Genomic DNA, 18011 nt, shown 5'->3' with positions numbered 1-18011 from the left:
TTCGTCACTCAGCCGAGGGCGTCCTCCGCGTGGCGACTTCCGCACCTCGGGCAACAGCGGCTGTATCCGCGACCACAGTGCTGCGCTGACTTCCTTCTTGACTGCCATCTTCCTCAGCGGTTCTTGAGTTGAGGCAGATGATAAGTTTCGTTAGCGGCTCTAAGGTTTTGCTGGTTGGTTACGTCAATCCACTCGTCGACTGACTCGACGGTTTGATGCGCGTCGTCCGTGTGGATTGCAAACCTGATGAAGCGTTCCTCAGCCGTAACTAGCAAGCCGAACAGCTGAGGCATTCCTGGGAAATCAATATCTAGGTCAACCACGATTACAGCCGACCAATCGACTCCTTTTCGTTCGCCCACTTCCTGTAGCGCGGCCGGAATCTTGTTCTCGCGCCAATGCACTGCCTCAGACCGAATCCGATTCTCGACCTGCAAGTTCTGCTGCTGGACATTCTTCTGACGCGGAAGCTCGTTGCTGCGCATACGACCCCTACTTGTTATCGACAGTCTGCGCAATGTAGGCCTGCGACGCGTAACGCGTCCCCCTCCGGCACGCGTAAGCTCATAGGCCAAAGTGAACGCAGCAAACCCCAGCCACAACGCCGAGGCCGGCACGCACAGCGCTCAAATCTCAACCTTGCTCCCCAACTCCACAATGCGGTTCGTCGGCAGATGCAGGAAGTCCGCCGCCGCCGCCGCGTTGCGGTGCATGCTGGCGAAGAGCTTCTCGCGCCACAGCGCCATACCCGAGCCGATGGTCGGGATGACGATGTCGCGGCTCAGGAAATAGCTGGTCTCCATGTCGTCCAGCTGCACACCGTGCTTCTTCAGCAGCTCCAGCGCCTCGGGCACATCGGGCTCGTTCTTGAAGCCGAAGTGCAACGCCACCTGCCAGCAGCTGTGGCCCAGCGCCTCCACCTCGCAGCGCTTGTCGAAACCGATCCACGGCACCTCGTGGTGCTTCACGGTCACGAAGATGTTCTGCTCGTGCAGCACCTTGTTGTGCTTGAGGTTGTGCAGCAGCGCATTGGGCGTGGAGCCCTTCTCGGCCGACAGGAACACCGCCGTGCCCGCCACCCGTGTGGGCGGGTTGATGAAGACGGCCTCCAGGAAGGCCGTCAGCTCGATGGCGTCCTCGCGCAGCTTGGTGGACAGCAGGCGACGGCCCTGCTTCCACGTCAGCATCAGCGTGAACATGCCGATGCCGATCAACAGCGGGAACCAGCCGCCCGCCATGATCTTCAGCAGGTTGGACGCCAGGAAAGTCACGTCGATGAGGAAGAACACGCCCGTCGCGCCCACGCACAACGCCAGCGGGTAGCCCCAGCCGTAGCGGATGACGAAGAAGGTCATGACCGTGGTGATGGTCATGTCGATCGTCACGGCAACCCCGTAGGCGCCGGCCAGCTTGGTGGACGAGCCGAAGAACACCACGGCCACCACCACGAGCACGAACAGCCCCCAGTTGACGAAGGGCACGTAGATCTGGCCCGTGTCGCGCACGCTGGTGTGCAGGATGCGCAGCCGCGGCAGGATGCCGAGCTGGATGGCCTGCTTGGCCACCGAGAACGCGGCCGTGATCAGCGCCTGCGACGCGACGATGGCCGCTGCCGTGGCGAGCAGGAACAGCGGGATCTCCGCCCACGACGGCGCGAGCAGGAAGAAGGGGTTCTTCACGCCCTCCGGGTTGTCCAGCAGCATGGCGCCCTGGCCGAAGTAGTTGATGACCAGCGCCGGCATGACCACGCCATACCAGGCAATGCGGATGGGCTTCTTGCCGAAATGGCCCAGGTCGGCATAGAGCGCCTCGCCACCGGTCACGACCAGCACGACGGCACCCAGCGCCACGAAGGCCACCCAGCGGTACTCCAGGCAGAAGTGCAGCGCGTACATCGGGTTGATGGCCGCCAGCACGTGCGGGTTCTCGATGATGTGTGGCAGGCCCAGCGCCACCAGGCTCGCGAACCAGGCCAGCATGACCGGCCCGAACGCCTTGCCGATGCCGCCGGTGCCGAAGCGCTGCACCGAGAACAGCCCCACCATGACGATGAGTGTCAGCGGCAGGATGGCGTCGTGCAGCTGCGGCTCGTAGACGTCGATGCCCTCCACGGCGCCGAGCACCGTCATGGCCGGCGTGATGACGGCATCGCCAAAGAAGATGGCCGTGCCGAACAGACCCACCAGCAACAGCCCGCGCCGCAGCTGCGGCTTGTCATTCACCGCGTTGGTGGCCAGCGCCAGCATGGCGATGAGCCCACCCTCGCCGTTGTTGTCGGCGCGCAGGATCAGCAGCACGTACTTGATCGAGACGACGACCGTCATCGTCCAGAACAGCAGCGACAGCACGCCGAGGATGTTGTCGGGCGTCGTCGCGACGTGGCCGCCGTGGAAGACTTCTTTGAGCGCGTACAGCGGGCTGGTGCCGATGTCGCCGTAGACGACGCCCAAGGCGCCGAGGGTGAGGCCCGCCATCGCCGAAGGGCTGCGGGCCGCGTGGGAAGAACTCACTTCACTGGGGCCACTGGCAAGCGCCGTGGCATTTGTTCGAAAGTGGGGATTCTCCGCTCTGTTTTGGGCTTTTGTGCAGCGCAGCATACCCGCAGCAACACGGCTTGACTCCTAACGCAAAGCCGGCTTGCAGGCCGGCACACAAGGTGCCGGCGGGGGCGTCAGGCCGCTTCCTCGGCCTCGGCCTGCGGGTCGGTCGCCTCGAGTTCATAGGCGGCCGCCAGCATCGCCAGCCGGCCAATGACGCCGTACATGTAGAAGCGGTTGGGCGCGCTGACGCCCGGCTTCTCGCCCGGCCGGGGCAGGTGCGGCGAGTCGGCGAAGGCCAGCGGCACGTAGCTGGCGCCCGGCGCGTTCAGGTTCTCGTCGATGCCCCGGCTGGCATGGACGCGGTAGTAGCCGCCCACCACATAGCGGTCCATCGTGTAGACCACCGGCTCGGCGACCGCCTCGTGCACGCGTTCGTGGGTGGCCACGCCTTCCTGCACGATGACTTCCTGGCCCAGGCTGTCGGGCAGCCGCGCCGCCAGCGATTCGATGTCCTTGGCATCCCTCACGGTCAGCACGGCGCGGCCGTAGCTGCCCACATCGCTCTTGATGACGACGAAGGGCTTCTCGTTGATGCCATATTCCTTGTACTTGCGGCGCACCTTGGTCAGCTGCGCGTCCGCGGCCGTCTGCAGCGCCTCGATGCCTTTCTTGCCGCGCAGGTCGACGGCCTGGAACATCGGCGTGATGAGCCAGGGGTCCATGCCCAGCAGCTTGCCGAAGCGCTTGGCGACTTCCTCGTAGGCACGGAAATGCTGGCTCTTGCGTCGCACGCTCCAGCCGGCGTGCAGCGGCGGCAGCAGGTATTGCTCATGCAGGCCCATCAGCTGCGGCGGCGTGCCAGCGGCCAGGTCGCTGTTGAGCAGGATGGTGCAGGGGTCGAAGCCCTTGATCGTCAGGCGGCCACGGCGGCGCACCAACGGCTCGATGACGATGGCGTCGCCGTTGGCGGTCCGCAGTTCGGTGGGCTCGGTGACGGCGGTATCCAGCGTGCCGAAGCGGACGTTGAGCCCGGCCTGCGTGAACACGCGCGCCAGCGTGGCGAGGTTCTCGAGGTAGAAGCTGCAGCGCGCGCCGGTTTCGGGGATGACCAGCAGGTTGCGCGCCTCGGGGCAGATCTTCTCGATGGCGGCCATCGCGGCCTGCACGGCCAGCGGCAGCATCTGCGCCGTCAGCAGGTTGAAGCCGCCGGGGAACAGGTTGGTGTCCACCGGCGCCAGCTTGAAGCCGGCATTGCGCAGGTCCACCGACGCATAGAAGGTGGGCGTGTGCTCCATCCATTCGAGCCGGAACCATCGTTCCGTCGCCGGCATGGATTCCAGGATGCGGGCCTCCAACTCGTTGATGGGGCCGTTCAGGGCGGTGATCAGATGGGGAACCATGACCGAATGATCTCAAACTCGCGAATCGACGCCAGTTGAGGGCAGGCGGCCGAAACACAAGAACCCCGCGCCGCCATGAAAAAAGCCGCCCTGCGGCGGCTTCGGCGATGCGGCGGCCGGCTGGTGGCCGGCCGTGCGCATCACTTGTGGTACGCGGTTTCGCCGTGGGCGGTGATGTCCAGGCCCTCGCGCTCTTCCTCTTCGGAGACGCGCAGGCCGATGGTCAGATCCACCAGCTTATAGGCGATCACGGACACCACGCCGGACCACACGATCGTCACGCCGACGGCCTTGGCCTGGGTGATGAACTGCGTGGCGATGGAGTAGGCATCGGGCGCGATCATGGACGCGGTGACCCAGTCGCCGACGGCGCTCGGGCCACCCAGCGCAGGGCTGTTGAACACACCGGTCAGCAGCGCGCCGACGATGCCGCCGACACCGTGGACGCCGAAGACGTCCAGCGAGTCATCCGCACCGATCAGCTTCTTCAGGCCCGACACACCCCACAGGCAGGCGAAACCGGCGACAAAGCCGATGACCAGTGCGCCACCGATGCCGACGTTGCCGGCAGCCGGCGTGATCGCCACGAGGCCAGCGACGGCACCCGAGGCAGCACCCAGCATGGAGGCCTTGCCCTTGAGCAGCGCCTCACCGATGCACCAGGCCAGCACGGCAGCGGCCGTGGCGGCGAAGGTGTTGATGAAGGCCAGGGCGGCGAAGCCGTTGGCTTCCAGCGCAGAGCCGGCGTTGAAGCCGAACCAGCCCACCCACAGCAGCGAGGCACCGACCATCGTCAGCGTCAGGCTGTGCGGCGTGAAGGCTTCCTTGCCGTAGCCGACGCGCTTGCCGACCATGAAGGCACCCACCAGGCCGGCCACGGCCGCGTTGATGTGCACCACCGTGCCGCCGGCGAAGTCCAGCGCGCCCCATTGCCAGATCAAGCCAGCCTTGGCGTTGGTCTCATCCACGACCGCAGCAGCCGTGTAGGCATCCGGGCCCGCCCAGAACCACACCATGTGGGCGATCGGCAGGTAGCTGAACGTGAACCACAGCACCAGGAAGGCCAGGCAGGCCGAGAACTTGATGCGCTCGGCGAAGGCGCCAATGATCAGGCAGGCCGTGATGCCGGCGAACGTCGCCTGGAAGGCAGCGAACACCATTTCGTACATCGGCACGCCCTTGCTGAACGTGGCGCCCAGCGCGAAGGTGCCGGCGACGTTGTCCCACAGGCCCTTCATGAAGAGGCGATCCGTGCCACCGATGAACTTGTTGCCCTCGGTGAACGCGAAGCTGTAGCCGTACAGGCACCACAGCACGACGATCAGCGAGAAGCCCACCATCACCTGCATCAGCACCGACAGCATGTTCTTGCTGCGCACCAGGCCGCCATAGAACAGCGCCAGGCCGGGCACGGTCATCAGGATGACGAGCAGCGTGGACAGCATCATCCAGGTCGTGTCGCCCTTGTTGGGCTGGGCCGGCGGCGCCGAGGCGGCTTCGGCCGGCGCGGCGGCCGTGGCGGCAGCGGGCGCAGATGCCGCATCGGCGGCGGCCGGAGCAGCCGTCGTGGCCACAGCGGCAGAAGCGGGCGCCGAGGCCGGGTCCTGAGCCCAGGCGGCTGGCGCGAGCAGGCCGGCGGCGAGCGCAAGGCCGGCGAGGAGTTTCTTCATTTGAGGTTTCTCCAAACGGTTGTTATTCACGCGTCAGAGCGCGTCATTGCCGGTCTCGCCGGTGCGGATGCGAACGACCTGGTCCAGTGGCGACACGAAAATCTTGCCGTCGCCGATCTTCCCGGTACGCGCGGAAGACTCGATCGCCTCGATGACGCGGTCCACGACGTCGTCGTTCACGGCGGCTTCGATCTTGACCTTGGGCAGGAAGTCCACGACGTACTCCGCCCCACGGTACAGCTCGGTGTGGCCCTTCTGGCGGCCGAAGCCCTTGACCTCGGTGACCGTCAGCCCCTGTACGCCGATGGCACTCAAGGCCTCACGCACCTCGTCCAGCTTGAAGGGCTTGATGACGGCAGTGATCAATTTCATGTCGCGCTCCAGTGATATCTCAGAAGGTCTTCTTCAGGCCGACCACCAGCATGGTCTTGCCCATGAACTTGCCGTTGGCGGGGCTGGCATAGGCCGACTTGTCCGCATCGGTGCCGATGACGGCACCGCTGAGGACCAGGCCGGAGAAATCCTTGGCCAGCGTCACCGAGTAGTCGGTGTACGAGGCGATGGCCAGGTGCTTGACGGTCTGGTGGCCCACGTGCGGCGTCAGCGTCATGCCGTTGCCCAGATCGAAGTTGGCCGTCACGTCGAAATAACCCGAGCCCTTGCTGTCAGGGAAACCGAACAGGTTGCTCGTGCTGTGCGAGTACTTGGCCGTGACCGGGCCGAAGCTCAGGGCGCCGTAAGCTTCCAGCGTGTTGGCGCTGGTGGCGAGCTTGTTGCTGGGGTAGTAGTACTGCAGCAGGCCGACGTCCAGCGTCAGGCCCTTGCTGACTTCCGTCTTGTAGCCACCGTAGACGTCCACCTCGACTTGCGAGTCGCCGCCGGCGTCCTTGATCCACTTGATCGTCGAGGCCCAGGTGCCGACGTAGAAACCGCTCGGCGCCGCGTAATCGATGCCCCCCTGCAATGCGGGCTTCAGGCGCGACTGCGAAATGCCGCGGTAGCGGTACTCGCTGACAACGCCGACATTGAACGACAGCGGATCGGCCGGCGCGGGCTCGTCAGCGAAGGCAGGCATAACGACCGCAGACAGCGCCAGGGCGAGCAGCGTGGGGGACAATTTCATGGCGAAGGCTCCTGTTTCGAATAGTGAGTGACGGAAAGCGTTGCGAGCGGTAATTGCAGCTTCCGTGCCAACAGTCATAGCCGGCGTCTCGCACAAATCTGGGAACCGCTTGCCCAAGGCCCAGGCAAGCGCACCAAGCTGGCATTGTTTTCAGCCAAAAACGCACACGCAAGGTGCATGCACGGGAAAACAACCGCTGCACTGCCCGGCAAGAGCTCACTAGACTCGCAGCGCCCTCGCCCCGCGCCCCATGCCGGCGCGACACCCACCGCACGCCGATGACCCCATGAGCCTCGCCACGGTCCACAGCCGCGCCCTCGACGGCCTGGCCGCCGCGCCGGTCACCGTGGAAGTGCACCTGGCCAACGGGTTGCCGTCGTTCACCGTCGTGGGCCTCGCCGACACCGAAGTCAAGGAAGCCCGCGAGCGCGTGCGCGTGCGCGCTGCGCTGGCCAACAGCGGCCTGGGTTTCCCGGCCAATAAAAGGATTACCGTCAACCTGGCCCCGGCCGACCTGCCCAAGGAAGGCGGCCGGTTCGACCTGCCGATGGCGCTGGGCCTGCTGGCCGCCAACGGGCAGATCGACGCCGCTCGGCTGGCGCGTCTGGAATGCGCCGGGGAGCTCTCGCTGGCGGGCGAACTGCGGCCGGTACGTGGAGCGCTAGCCATGGCGCTGGCGCTGCGGCGCGCAGGGGCCGAACGCGACCTGCTGCTGCCGGCCGCCAGCGCGGCCGAGGCGGCGCTCGTCGAAGGCCTGACGGTGCGCAGCGCCACGCATCTGCTCGACGTGGTCGCCGCGTTGCAGCCCGACGGCGACGCCCTGCCCCGCGCGGCGGCGCTGCCCCGTGAAGCCGCCAGCGGGCTGCCCGACCTGGCCGACATCAAAGGCCAGGCCGGCCCTAAGCGCGCGCTGGAGATTGCCGCCGCCGGCGGCCACAGCCTGTTGATGGTCGGGCCGCCCGGCACCGGCAAGTCCATGCTGGCGCAGCGCCTGCCGGGGCTGCTGCCGCCGCTGGACGACGAGGCCGCGCTGGAATCTGCCGCCGTGCTGAGCCTGGCCGGCCAGTTCGACATCTCGCGCTGGGGGCAGCGGCCGTTCCGCGCGCCGCACCATTCCGCGTCCAGCGTGGCGCTGGTGGGCGGCGGCTCACCACCGAGGCCGGGCGAGATCTCGCTGGCGCAAAACGGTGCATTGTTTTTGGATGAGCTCCCCGAATTTCCCCGCGCGGCGCTGGAGGCGCTGCGGGAACCGCTGGAGACCGGCCGCATCCTGATTTCGAGGGCGGCGAGGCAGGCCGAGTTCCCCGCCCGCTTCCAGCTGATTGCGGCCATGAACCCCTGCCCCTGCGGTCACCTGGGCAACCCACTGCGCGCCTGCCGCTGCACGCCCGACCAGATCGCACGCTACCAGGGCCGGCTCAGCGGGCCGTTCCTGGACCGGCTGGACCTGCTCATCGAAGTGCCCGTCATCCCGCCACGCGAGCTGCAAGACCTGGCCCCGGGCGAGCCGAGCGCGCAGGTGGCCGAACGCGTGGCGGCCGCGCGTGAGCGCGCCGTGGCGAGGCAAGGCCATGCCAATGCGCTGTTGCAGGCACAGGACCTGGCCACGCACGCCGCGCTGGAGCCTGCGGCGAAAGCGCTGCTGGAGCGCTCGGCCGAGAAACTGGGCTGGTCGGCCCGCAGCTTCCACCGCGTGCAGCGTGTGGCCCGCACGGTGGCAGACCTCGCGGCCTCGCCCGCCATCGCCGCCGCCCATGTGGCGGAAGCCATCCAGCTGCGGCGGGGCCTGCCGGCCCACAGCGGCTAACGCCGCCACACAACGAAGCCATCCACCAGCCAAACGCATCAACAGGGCGGCATGATTGCGGACGCCGCCCTCCAGCCGCCATGTCGGCACACCGGCAGCGCCTTGCAGCACCGTGGACGCGCACGGCCGCACCAAGCTGACGCCCAAATCGTCGGCCCACGCCCTCCACGGCAGCGCCCCGCCTGGCCTGACCGACGCCTCGCGCCCGAACCCAAACAGACCCAGGGTGGCAGGCGCGCGACCGGTCAGCTCGCTTTGGCAGCCTGGGCTGCAGCGGGGCGGCGAGGCCTGTGGCAGCCCTCGCCCCAAGGCTCACGCCATGCAAAACAGCCGTGGCGCCCGTCAGGGCAGCCACGGCTGCGATCCATGCGCCGGCGGCCGCGCTGGGCCGCCTGCAGGTGTCAGAGGCGGGTGAAGCCGTTTTCGCTCAGGCGCACTTCGTCGCCGACACGCAGGCTCGGGTCGGCGCTGCGCTCGAAGCGGCGGATGCGACCGTCGCGCTCTTCGACCTTGATGACCCAGACGGTGGTGCTCTTCTGGCTCTTCTCGATCTCGTTGCCGGCATAGCCGCCGCCCACGGCGCCGGCCACGGTCGCCAGTTTCTTGCCGTTGCCGCCGCCCACCATGTTGCCCAGCAAGCCGCCAACGACGGCGCCACCCACGGCACCCACGCCGCTGGACTTGCCCTCGCGCTTCTCCGTGTGCACGTCCGTCACGCGGCCGCAGTTCTGGCACAGCGCCGGCTGGGCTTCGTGTTGGGCGGCCGCCGCCGAGTGCTTGGTGTCAGCACTGGCAACGCGCTGCGGCTCGGCCTTCACCGCCGGCTGCGCTGCGGCCGCGGCTTCGGGCTCGGCCGGTGTGCTGCCGCCCGCCGACCGTCCCACCGCGTAAGCGCCGCCGAGCAGCGCCATCACGACGGCGACGCCGGCGACGATCTGGGTGGACTTGACGGGAATTGCGGTCGACATGAGCAGCCTCCAAAGGGCGTTTTTGAGATGACCCACAGCATGCCTCCCCTCACCCCCCAAATTTGTAGGACAGCACCGCAGTGCCGCGTCACAAGGGGTAAGAGGTGCTGCCGTCGGTCAAGCCACTCAGCCGAGCAGCGGCGCCAGCGCGCGGCGGGCGTCGTCCTCGCCGAGGCCGCAGCGCGCGGCCCAGTCGGCCAGCTGATCGTCACCGATGCGGCCGACGTTGAAATAGGCCGCGTCGGGGTGAGCCAGGTAGAAGCCACTGACGCTGGCGGCCGGCGTCATGGCCATGCTGTCGGTCAGGCCCATGCCGATTTCCTCCGGCGCCAGCACGCGGAACAGGTCGGCCTTGGCCAGGTGGTCGGGGCAGGCGGGATAGCCCGGCGCGGGCCGGATGCCGCTGTACTTCTCGGCGATCAACTCTTCGTTCGTCAGGCCTTCAGCCGGCGCATAGCCCCAGAACTCGCGGCGCACGCGCTCGTGCAGCCATTCGGCAGCGGCTTCGGCCAGGCGGTCGGCCAGCGCCTTCAGCATGATGGACGAGTAGTCGTCATGCTCGGCCTGGAACTGGGCTTCCTTCTTGTCGACGCCCAGGCCGGCCGTCACGGCGAACAGGCCGATGTGGTCACCCTGCTCGGCGATGAAGTCGGACAGGCAGCGGTTGGGGCGCTTCACACCTTCGACGAACGGCCGCTCGGACTGCATGCGCAGGCCGCGCCAGGTCATCGGCGGCTCGGAACGGATCTCGATGTCGTCACTGTTCACGCGCGCAGCCGGGTAGAGGCCGAACACCGCATGCGCCTGCAGCCAGCGGCCGTCGATGACCTTCTTCAGCATGGCCTGCGCGTCGGCGAAGACCTTGCGCGCTTCGGCGCCCACCACCTCGTCATCGAGGATGGCCGGATAGGGGCCGGCCAGGTCCCAGGTCTGGAAGAACGGGCCCCAGTCGATGTACCGGGCCAGCTCGGCGAGATCGAGGTTCTTCAGCACGCGGCGGCCGGTGAACTTCGGCGCGGGCGGCACGCGCGCCAGGTCCAGCGGCGCGGCGTTGGCGCGGGCCTGGGCCAGCGTGACCAGCGGCGTCTGCTTCTTGCTGGCGTGCAGCTGGCGGGTTTTCTCGATGTCGGCGCGCAGCTCGGCGATGTAGGCCGCCGCGCGTTCATCGGACAACAGCTCCGAGCACACGCCCACGGCGCGCGACGCGTCGGGCACGTAGACCACCGGGCCGTCGTAATGCGGCGAGATCTTGACGGCCGTGTGCACGCGGCTGGTCGTGGCGCCACCAATCAGCAGCGGCATGTGGCGCGACGAGAAATAGCTGTCGCGCTGCATCTCGGCAGCGACGTGCTGCATCTCCTCCAGGCTCGGCGTGATGAGCCCGGACAGGCCGATGATGTCGGCGCCCTCGTCCTTGGCCTTTTGCAGGATGTCCCGCGCCGGCACCATGACGCCCATGTTGACGACTTCGTAGTTGTTGCACTGCAGGACCACCGTGACGATGTTCTTGCCGATGTCGTGCACATCGCCCTTGACCGTGGCCATGACGATCTTGCCCTTGGGCCTAACGTCGCCACCGGCGGCTTCGAGCTGGCGCTTTTCTTCCTCGATGTAGGGCACCAGATGGGCCACGGCGCTCTTCATGACGCGGGCGCTCTTCACCACCTGCGGCAGGAACATCTTGCCCTGGCCGAACAGGTCGCCGACGACGTTCATGCCGGCCATCAACGGGCCTTCGATGACGTGCAGCGGCCGGCCACCCCTGGCCGAAATCGCCTGCCAGGCCTCTTCGGTGTCGGCCACGATGAAGTCGGTGATGCCATGCACCAGGGCGTGGCTCAGCCGCTCGTCGACGCTGCCCGCACGCCAGGCCAGACGCGCCGAGTCGTCCTTGCCGGCGCTCTTGGCGCGGTCGGCGATCTCGATGAGGCGCTCGCCGGCATCGGGGCGGCGGTTCAGCACCACGTCTTCCACGCGCTCGCGCAGTTCGGCGTCGAGGTCGTCGTAGACCCCCACCATGCCGGCGTTGACGATGCCCATGTCCATGCCCGCCTGGATGGCGTGGTACAGGAACACGGTGTGGATGGCCTCGCGCACCGGCTCGTTGCCGCGGAAGCTAAAAGAGACGTTGCTCACACCGCCCGACACCTTGGCGCCGGGCAGGTTCTGCTTGATCCAGCGCGTGGCCTCGATGAAGTCCACCGCGTAGTTGTCGTGCTCCTCGATGCCCGTCGCGATCGCGAAGATGTTGGGGTCGAAGATGATGTCCTCGGGCGGGAAGTCCACCTCATCCACGAGCATGCGGTAGGCCCGCGTGCAGATCTCGGTCTTGCGGGCGAAGGTGTCGGCCTGGCCTTGCTCATCGAAGGCCATCACCACGGCAGCGGCGCCGTAGCGCTTCACCAGGCGGGCCTGGCGCTTGAACTCCGCCTCGCCTTCCTTCAGCGAGATGGAGTTGACGATGCCCTTGCCCTGGATGCACTTCAGGCCGGCCTCGATGACGGCCCACTTGGACGAGTCGATCATCACCGGCACGCGCGCAATCTCGGGCTCGCTGGCCATCAGGTTCAGGAAGCGCACCATGGCCGCCTGGCTGTCCAGCATGGCCTCGTCCATGTTCACGTCGATGACCTGCGCGCCGTTCTCGACCTGCTGGCGGGCCACGGCCAGCGCGTCCTCGAACTGGCCGGCCAGGATCATGCGGGCGAAGGCCTTGGAGCCGGTCACGTTGGTGCGCTCGCCGATGTTGACGAACAGGCTGCCCGCGTCGATGGCAACGGGCTCCAGACCGGAGAGCTTCAGAGGGGGCGGCGAAAGAGTCATCGAGGCAGCTCGCGCGAGAGATCGATGAGCGCCGTTGGAACGATCCGAGCCTGGGGAAAGTCCTCGCAGCGCTCCTCGGATGAGCCGGGAATTCTACGCAGCCGCCCCTTCGCCGTCGCTCAAGAACGGCTCGCGCCTGCCGAAGGCCCATCAGAATGCGCCCGTCCATGGCATCCAACCTCATCCCCCTCCCCGCGCGCACGCTGCGCCTGGGCATGACGCTGCCCTACGACCTCTACGACGCCAACGGCCAGCTGCTGTTCGCCCGCGGCCACCAGCTGAGTGACTCGCCACAGGTGCGCAGCCTCATCGACGGCGGCGCCTGGGTGAACTCCGAGGACACCATGGCCTACCAGCGTGCTCGAGCGCACCGGCTGGACACGCTGGTGCTGCAGGACGTGCCGCTGGCCCACATCGCCAAGGCCGACGCGAGCTTCCGTCTCGACCCGGCCGGCCCCGCCGCCCCAGCCAAGGTGGCCCTGGGGCCGCGCGAAGCCTGGTCGGACCTGCTGCTGCACATGCACACGCTGCTGCGCGAGGACGCGCCGGCAGACTTTCAGCAGCGCGTGGCCCAGATCCGCGACGCGGCGCTCAAGCGGCTGCACGCCCAGCCCGATGCCACGCTGATGCTGCTGGTGTTCGAGAGCAGCCAGGAATTCGGCGACTACAGCGCCCGCCACGCGTTGCTGACGCTGCTGTTGTGCGACATGGTGGCCCAGCAGATGCAGCTGCCGCCGCCGCAGCGAGCTGCGCTGCACAACGCCGCCCTCACGATGAACCTGGGCGCCAGCGCCGCCCACGACCGGCTGGCCAGCCAGGTGGCCCCGGCCACGCCCGCGCAGCGCCATGCGCTGTCGGCCCACGGCGCGCACGCCGCCCAGCGGCTTGCGCGGTTCGGCATCGACGACCCCGTCTGGCTGACCGCCGTGCGCCTGCACCACGACGCCGGCCCCGGGCCGCTCGCCACCCGCGAGGACGGCGAGAAGCTGGCCCGGCTGCTGCGCCGCATCGACATGTTCGGCGCCCGGCTGTCACCCCGCCGCAGCCGCAACGCGATGAGCGGCGCCGCCGCCGCTCGTGCCGTCTTCCTGGATGAGCAGGGCCAGCCCGACGAAGCCGGCGCGGCGCTCATCAAGGCCGTGGGCCTGTACCCGCCCGGCAGCATCGTGCGGCTGGCCAACGGCGAGGTGGGACTGGTCTTCAAGCGCGGCTTCAGCGCCAACGAGCCGCACGTGGCGGCGCTGATCGGCAAGAGCGGCACGCCGCTGAGCAGCCCCGTGCCGCGCGACACGCGGCTGGCCACGCAAGCCATCGCCGCCAGCCTGGCGCCGGCCGACCTGCGGCTGCGCGTCAACCTCGAAGCGCTGCTCAAGCTCTACTGAGCACCGGCCCGAGGGCATGCGCCGCACGGCGCCATGGCCGAGCCCTAGCCCAGCGGCACGGCGCTGAAGTGCTCCATGCCCGGCGGGCTGGCGAAGAAGCCACCGACCAGGCCGCGCCACACCGGGTACAGCGGGCCGTTGCGGAAGCCCTGCATGTGGTCTTCCAGCGTCTGCCACTCGATGAACACCATGTAGCGCTCGGGCGATTCGATGCCGTGCTGCACGCGGGCACTGATGAAGCCGGGCGAGCGCGACAGCGTGGTCGCGATGCCCTCCTTCAGCGCGGCTTCAAACGCCGCCTGCTGGCCGGCATGGATGCGGATGTCGACGATTTCGAGAATCATGCTCGCGACTCTGCCACGCCCGCCAGCAATCGGCCGGCCTGGGGACTTGTGCTCATGGCAGCGGAGTGATCTGCACGCTGACGATCTTCCACGCGCCGGCGCGCCTCACGTAGACGTCGATGTAGCGGTAGTGCGAGCTGAAGGGCTTGCCGTCGTAGCGGCCGGTCATGCGCGTGCGGCCGCTGAGCAGCGCGGTGTCGCCGTACAGGCGCACCTCGAAGTCCTCGACGGTGTAGGGGTCGATGACCAGCGCCGGCGACACCAGTCCGTCGACGAAGCTGCGCAGGTTCTCCACATTGCCCTGGCCGTCGATCTGACGAAAGTCGTCGGCCATGTTCGCCACGATGGCCGCGCGATCCTTCGCGACGATGGCCCGGTCCCACGCATCGGCCTGTGCCTTCAGACGCGCCACCAGCGCGGCCGGCGGCGCGGCATGCGCCAAGCCCGCAACGGCCAGCGCCGGCACCAGCACACACCCCAACAGCAAGCGCCGCATGCGCCATGAGCCTCGCGCCGCGCCACTCATACCTTCAGGCTGCCCCAGATCACCCGGGTGATCAACTCGCGGGCGCGGTCGAAGTCATCGTCGTCCAGCGCCGGCTTGCCCATGTAGAGCGCGAACTGCGGGCCGAGGTCGGCATAGGCCTGCGTGGATGACCAGATGAGGAACATCAGGTGCGTGAAATCCACGCGCCGGATCAGCCCGTCGGCGGCCCAGCGCTCGAAGCGGGCCACGTCGGCGTGCAACAGCGGCATGACCTGGGCCTTGAGCACGTCGCGGTAGCGCGGCGCGCCGGCCATGATCTCGCGCGTGAACACGGCGTTGCCGGTGGCGCGGTCGCGGCTGAAGCGCAGCTTGACGTCGACATAGGTGTGGATGGCCACCTCCGGTTCGTCGGCCTCGGCGATCGCGGTCATGTTGGCCATCCACTCGCCCATCACGCTGTCGAGCACGGCGCGGTAGAGGTCTTCCTTGCTGGGCCAGTGGTAGAGCAGGTTCTGCCGGGAGAGATCCAGCGCCGCAGCAATGCTGTCGAGGCTGACGCCTTCGAAGCCGAATCGAGCGAACTGGCGCTCGGCTTCGACGAGGATGGCTTCCTGCTTGCGCAGGGTGGCGGCACGCGGCGTGCGAACGGCGGTAGCGGTCACAGTCATGCACCGGATTCTGCCGTTACGCACCAAACGCTTGCTGCGGGTTTTTACGCTTCGGTCAAGTTTTACTGGGTAGTAATGTTTGGGCGTTTTCCACTCGGAGAAGCCCCGTGGACCCCACCGATCTGAAGTCCGGTCGACTCACCCCCGACGATTACGCGCGCCATTTCGCCGACGCGCACCCGCCGCTGAACCGCACGCAAGCCCTCATCGAGGCCGAGCGCTGCTACTACTGCTTCGATGCCCCCTGCCAGACGGCCTGTCCGACCGGCATCGACATCCCCACCTTCATCCAGCGCGTCGCGCAGGACAACGTGCGCGGCGCGGCCGAGGCCATCCTGACGGCCAACCCGCTGGGCGGCATGTGTGCCCGCGTCTGCCCGACCGAGGTGTTGTGCGAGCAGGTCTGCGTGCGCAACACCAACGAGAGCAAGCCGGTGGAGATCGGCCTGCTGCAGCGCTATGCGGTCGAGGGCCACCTGGCTAAGCCCGGCAAGCCGCTGTTCCAGCGCGGCCAGCCGACGGGGCGCCGCGTCGCGGTCGTGGGTGCGGGGCCGGCCGGCCTGGCAGCAGCGCATGGCCTGGCGTGGCGCGGACACGACGTTGTGCTGTTCGACGCCGCACCGAAGTTGGGCGGGCTCAACGAATACGGCCTCGCAACCTACAAGGTCGCCGGCGGTTTCGCGCAGCAGGAGATCGACTGGCTGCTCAGCATCGGCGGCATCACGCCGCGGCTGAACTGTCGACTCGGCCGCGACATCACGCTCGACGGCCTGCTCGCCGAATACGACGCCGTCTTCCTAGGCCTGGGCCTGCAGGGCGTCAACGCGCTGGGCATCGCCGAGCCCGAGCTGCCGGGCCTGCAGCCCTCGCTGCGGGATGCGGTGGACTTCATCGCCGAGCTGCGCCAGAACGCGCCGGCCGACGTGCCGGTGGGTCGCCGCGTGATCGTCATCGGCGGCGGCATGACGGCCGTGGACGCCGCCGTGCAGGCGCGGCTGCTGGGCGCCGAACAGGTGACCATGGTGTACCGCCGCGGCGCCGAGAGCCTGTCGGCCTCCACCCATGAGCAGCAGTGGGCGCAGACGCACGGCGTGACCATCCGCTGCTGGGCACGCCCGCTGGCCGTCGAGACCGAAGGCGGCGTGCTCAAGGGCATGCGCTTCGCAGCCACCACGATGAAAGACGGCCGGCTGATGGACACCGGCGAGCAGTTCTCGCTGCAGGCCGACCTGGTGCTGCGCGCCATCGGCCAGACCTTCGACGCCGAGCCCCTCGGCCAGAGCCTGCAGCTGCGCGGCGGCCGCATCCAGACCGATGCCGACGGCCAGACCAGCCTGCCGCGCGTGTGGGCCGGCGGCGACTGCCGCGCCGGCGGCCAGGACCTGACCGTCGAGGCCGTGGAGCACGGCAAGCGCGCCGCACAGGCCATCGACCGCGCCCTGGGCCTCGCCACGGCCCGCCATCTCGACAAGGAGGCCACCCATGGCTGACCTGAGCACCAACTTCCTGGGCATCAAGAGCCCCAACCCCTTCTGGCTGGCCTCGGCCCCACCCACCGACAAGGAGGTCAACGTGCGCCGCGCCTTCGAGGCCGGCTGGGGCGGCGTGGTGTGGAAGACGCTGGGCGAGGACCCGCCGGTCGTCAACGTGAACGGCCCGCGCTACGCGACGCTGTGGAGCCAGGACCGGCGCGTCATCGGCTTCAACAACATCGAGCTGATCTCCGACCGGCCGCTGCAGACCAACCTCGACGAGATCAAGCGCGTGAAGCGCGACTTCCCCGACCGGGCCATGATCGTCTCGCTGATGGTGCCGGTGAACGAGGCGAGCTGGAAGGCGATCCTCGAACGCGTGGCCGACACCGGCGCCGACGGCGTGGAGCTGAACTTCGGCTGCCCGCACGGCATGAGCGAGCGCGGCATGGGCTCGGCCGTGGGCCAGGTGCCGGAGTACATCCAGCAGGTCACCGAGTGGTGCAAGAAGCACACGAAGATGCCCGTCATCGTGAAGCTCACGCCCAACATCACCGACGTGCGCTTCCCGGCCCGCGCGGCGAAGACCGGTGGCGCCGATGCCGTGAGCCTGATCAACACGATCAACTCCATCATGGGCGTGGACCTGGACCGCATGATCATGAGCCCGCACACCGACGGCCAGGGCTCGCACGGCGGCTACTGCGGCCAGGCCGTGAAGCCCATCGCGCTGAACATGGTGGCCGAGATCGCGCGCGACCCGGCCACCGCCGGCCTGCCGCTGAGCGGCATCGGCGGCATCACCACCTGGCGCGACGCGGCCGAGTTCATCGCCATGGGCTGCGGCACGGTGCAGGTGTGCACCGCCGCGATGGTCTACGGCTTCAAGATCGTGCAGGACCTGTGCTCGGGCCTGTCCAACTTCATGGACGAGAAGGGCTACACCTCGCTGGACGACTTCCGCGGCCGCGCCGTGCCGACCGTCAAGAACTGGAACCAGCTCAACCTCAACCACGTCGACAAGGCCGTCATCCATCAGGACAGCTGCATCCAGTGCGGCCGCTGCCACATCGTCTGCGAGGACACCTCGCACCAGGCCATCTGGGCAACGAAAGATGGCAAGCGCCACTTCCACGTCAACGAAGCGGAGTGTGTGGGCTGCAACTTGTGCGTGTCGATCTGCCCCGTCCCTGGCACCATCACGATGCGCTCGCTCCAGCCTGGTGAGACGGATGCCCGCACGGGCCGGGTCATCGATGGCAGCTATGCCAACTGGACGACGCATCCGAACAACCCGATGAGCACCAGCTGCGGCTGAAGGAATTGC

The 18011-nt window shown here is 67.9% G+C and carries 15 protein-coding genes and 1 riboswitch; of the genes, 4 read left to right on the top strand and 11 right to left on the bottom strand.

Going from position 1 to position 18011, the window contains the following annotated elements; all coding sequences use genetic code 11:
- Window positions 1–113: 113 nt before the first annotated feature.
- The 6 genes from ACG00X_RS15825 to ACG00X_RS15800 all read right to left on the bottom strand — a co-directional run bounded on the left by ACG00X_RS15825 (window position 114) and on the right by ACG00X_RS15800 (window position 6733).
- A complete protein-coding gene (locus tag ACG00X_RS15825) occupies window positions 114–485 on the bottom strand; it encodes a hypothetical protein (protein WP_394489162.1) in 372 nt (123 codons plus the stop codon).
- Between the two features lie 141 nt (window positions 486–626).
- Window positions 627–2474: a potassium transporter Kup gene (locus tag ACG00X_RS15820; protein ID WP_394489169.1), complete on the bottom strand. Its 1848-nt coding sequence runs from the start codon at window positions 2472–2474 to the stop codon at window positions 627–629.
- 197 nt (window positions 2475–2671) lie between these two features.
- On the bottom strand, window positions 2672–3940 hold the full coding sequence (gshA, locus tag ACG00X_RS15815) for a glutamate--cysteine ligase (protein ID WP_394489161.1): 1269 nt from the start codon (window positions 3938–3940) through the stop codon (window positions 2672–2674).
- Between the two features lie 140 nt (window positions 3941–4080).
- Window positions 4081–5610 (bottom strand): ammonium transporter, encoded by a 1530-nt coding sequence (locus ACG00X_RS15810; RefSeq protein ID WP_394489160.1) that lies wholly within the window; start codon window positions 5608–5610, stop codon window positions 4081–4083.
- A 33-nt stretch (window positions 5611–5643) separates the two neighbouring features.
- Window positions 5644–5982 carry a P-II family nitrogen regulator gene (gene glnK / locus ACG00X_RS15805; protein WP_233370978.1) on the bottom strand — a complete coding sequence of 113 codons (339 nt, stop codon included), beginning with the start codon at window positions 5980–5982 and terminating at the stop codon, window positions 5644–5646.
- Between the two features lie 19 nt (window positions 5983–6001).
- Window positions 6002–6733, bottom strand: a complete 732-nt coding sequence (locus ACG00X_RS15800) for a TorF family putative porin (RefSeq protein WP_394489159.1) — start codon at window positions 6731–6733, stop codon at window positions 6002–6004.
- A 286-nt stretch (window positions 6734–7019) separates the two neighbouring features.
- Between ACG00X_RS15800 and ACG00X_RS15795 the strand changes: the two genes are divergently transcribed.
- The gene (locus ACG00X_RS15795; RefSeq protein ID WP_394489158.1) at window positions 7020–8540 is read left to right on the top strand and encodes a YifB family Mg chelatase-like AAA ATPase; all 1521 of its coding nucleotides are present in this window, start codon (window positions 7020–7022) and stop codon (window positions 8538–8540) included.
- Between the two features lie 401 nt (window positions 8541–8941).
- Here the strand turns inward: ACG00X_RS15795 and ACG00X_RS15790 are convergent, their stop codons facing one another.
- Together ACG00X_RS15790 and metH are read right to left on the bottom strand one after the other, a co-directional pair.
- Window positions 8942–9508, bottom strand: coding sequence for a glycine zipper 2TM domain-containing protein (locus ACG00X_RS15790; RefSeq protein WP_394489157.1), 567 nt, complete (start codon window positions 9506–9508; stop codon window positions 8942–8944).
- Between the two features lie 126 nt (window positions 9509–9634).
- On the bottom strand, window positions 9635–12331 hold the full coding sequence (gene metH / locus ACG00X_RS15785; protein ID WP_394489155.1) for a methionine synthase: 2697 nt from the start codon (window positions 12329–12331) through the stop codon (window positions 9635–9637).
- Window positions 12332–12350: 19 nt separating this feature from the next.
- Window positions 12351–12414, bottom strand: a riboswitch (S-adenosyl-L-homocysteine riboswitch).
- 84 nt (window positions 12415–12498) lie between these two features.
- Here metH and ACG00X_RS15780 point away from each other — a divergent pair.
- Window positions 12499–13713, top strand: coding sequence for an HD-GYP domain-containing protein (locus ACG00X_RS15780; RefSeq protein ID WP_394489154.1), 1215 nt, complete (start codon window positions 12499–12501; stop codon window positions 13711–13713).
- A gap of 44 nt (window positions 13714–13757) precedes the next feature.
- On the opposite strand, the gene ACG00X_RS15775 is transcribed toward ACG00X_RS15780, so the two are convergent.
- Genes ACG00X_RS15775 through ACG00X_RS15765 form a run of 3 tightly spaced genes read right to left on the bottom strand, consistent with a single transcriptional unit; the run spans window position 13758 to window position 15212 of the window.
- Window positions 13758–14057, bottom strand: a complete 300-nt coding sequence (locus ACG00X_RS15775) for an antibiotic biosynthesis monooxygenase family protein (RefSeq protein WP_394489152.1) — start codon at window positions 14055–14057, stop codon at window positions 13758–13760.
- A 52-nt stretch (window positions 14058–14109) separates the two neighbouring features.
- Window positions 14110–14553, bottom strand: coding sequence for a nuclear transport factor 2 family protein (locus ACG00X_RS15770; protein WP_394489151.1), 444 nt, complete (start codon window positions 14551–14553; stop codon window positions 14110–14112).
- A gap of 26 nt (window positions 14554–14579) precedes the next feature.
- Window positions 14580–15212: a TetR/AcrR family transcriptional regulator gene (locus tag ACG00X_RS15765; RefSeq protein ID WP_394489150.1), complete on the bottom strand. Its 633-nt coding sequence runs from the start codon at window positions 15210–15212 to the stop codon at window positions 14580–14582.
- Between the two features lie 107 nt (window positions 15213–15319).
- On the opposite strand from ACG00X_RS15765, the gene ACG00X_RS15760 reads away from it, so the two are divergent.
- Both ACG00X_RS15760 and preA read left to right on the top strand, forming a co-directional pair.
- Complete coding sequence (locus tag ACG00X_RS15760) at window positions 15320–16702, top strand: NAD(P)-dependent oxidoreductase (protein ID WP_394489149.1); 1383 nt, start codon at window positions 15320–15322, stop codon at window positions 16700–16702.
- A complete protein-coding gene (preA, locus tag ACG00X_RS15755) occupies window positions 16695–18002 on the top strand; it encodes an NAD-dependent dihydropyrimidine dehydrogenase subunit PreA (RefSeq protein WP_394489148.1) in 1308 nt (435 codons plus the stop codon). The genes ACG00X_RS15760 and preA overlap by 8 nt, the downstream gene beginning before the upstream one ends.
- Window positions 18003–18011 lie beyond the last annotated feature (9 nt).

Source organism: Pelomonas nitida, from assembly GCF_043555975.1.
Lineage (GTDB): Bacteria > Pseudomonadota > Gammaproteobacteria > Burkholderiales > Burkholderiaceae_C > Pelomonas > Pelomonas nitida.
Note: the sequence above shows the minus strand (reverse complement) of the source record. Positions and strands in the feature narration are given on the sequence as shown.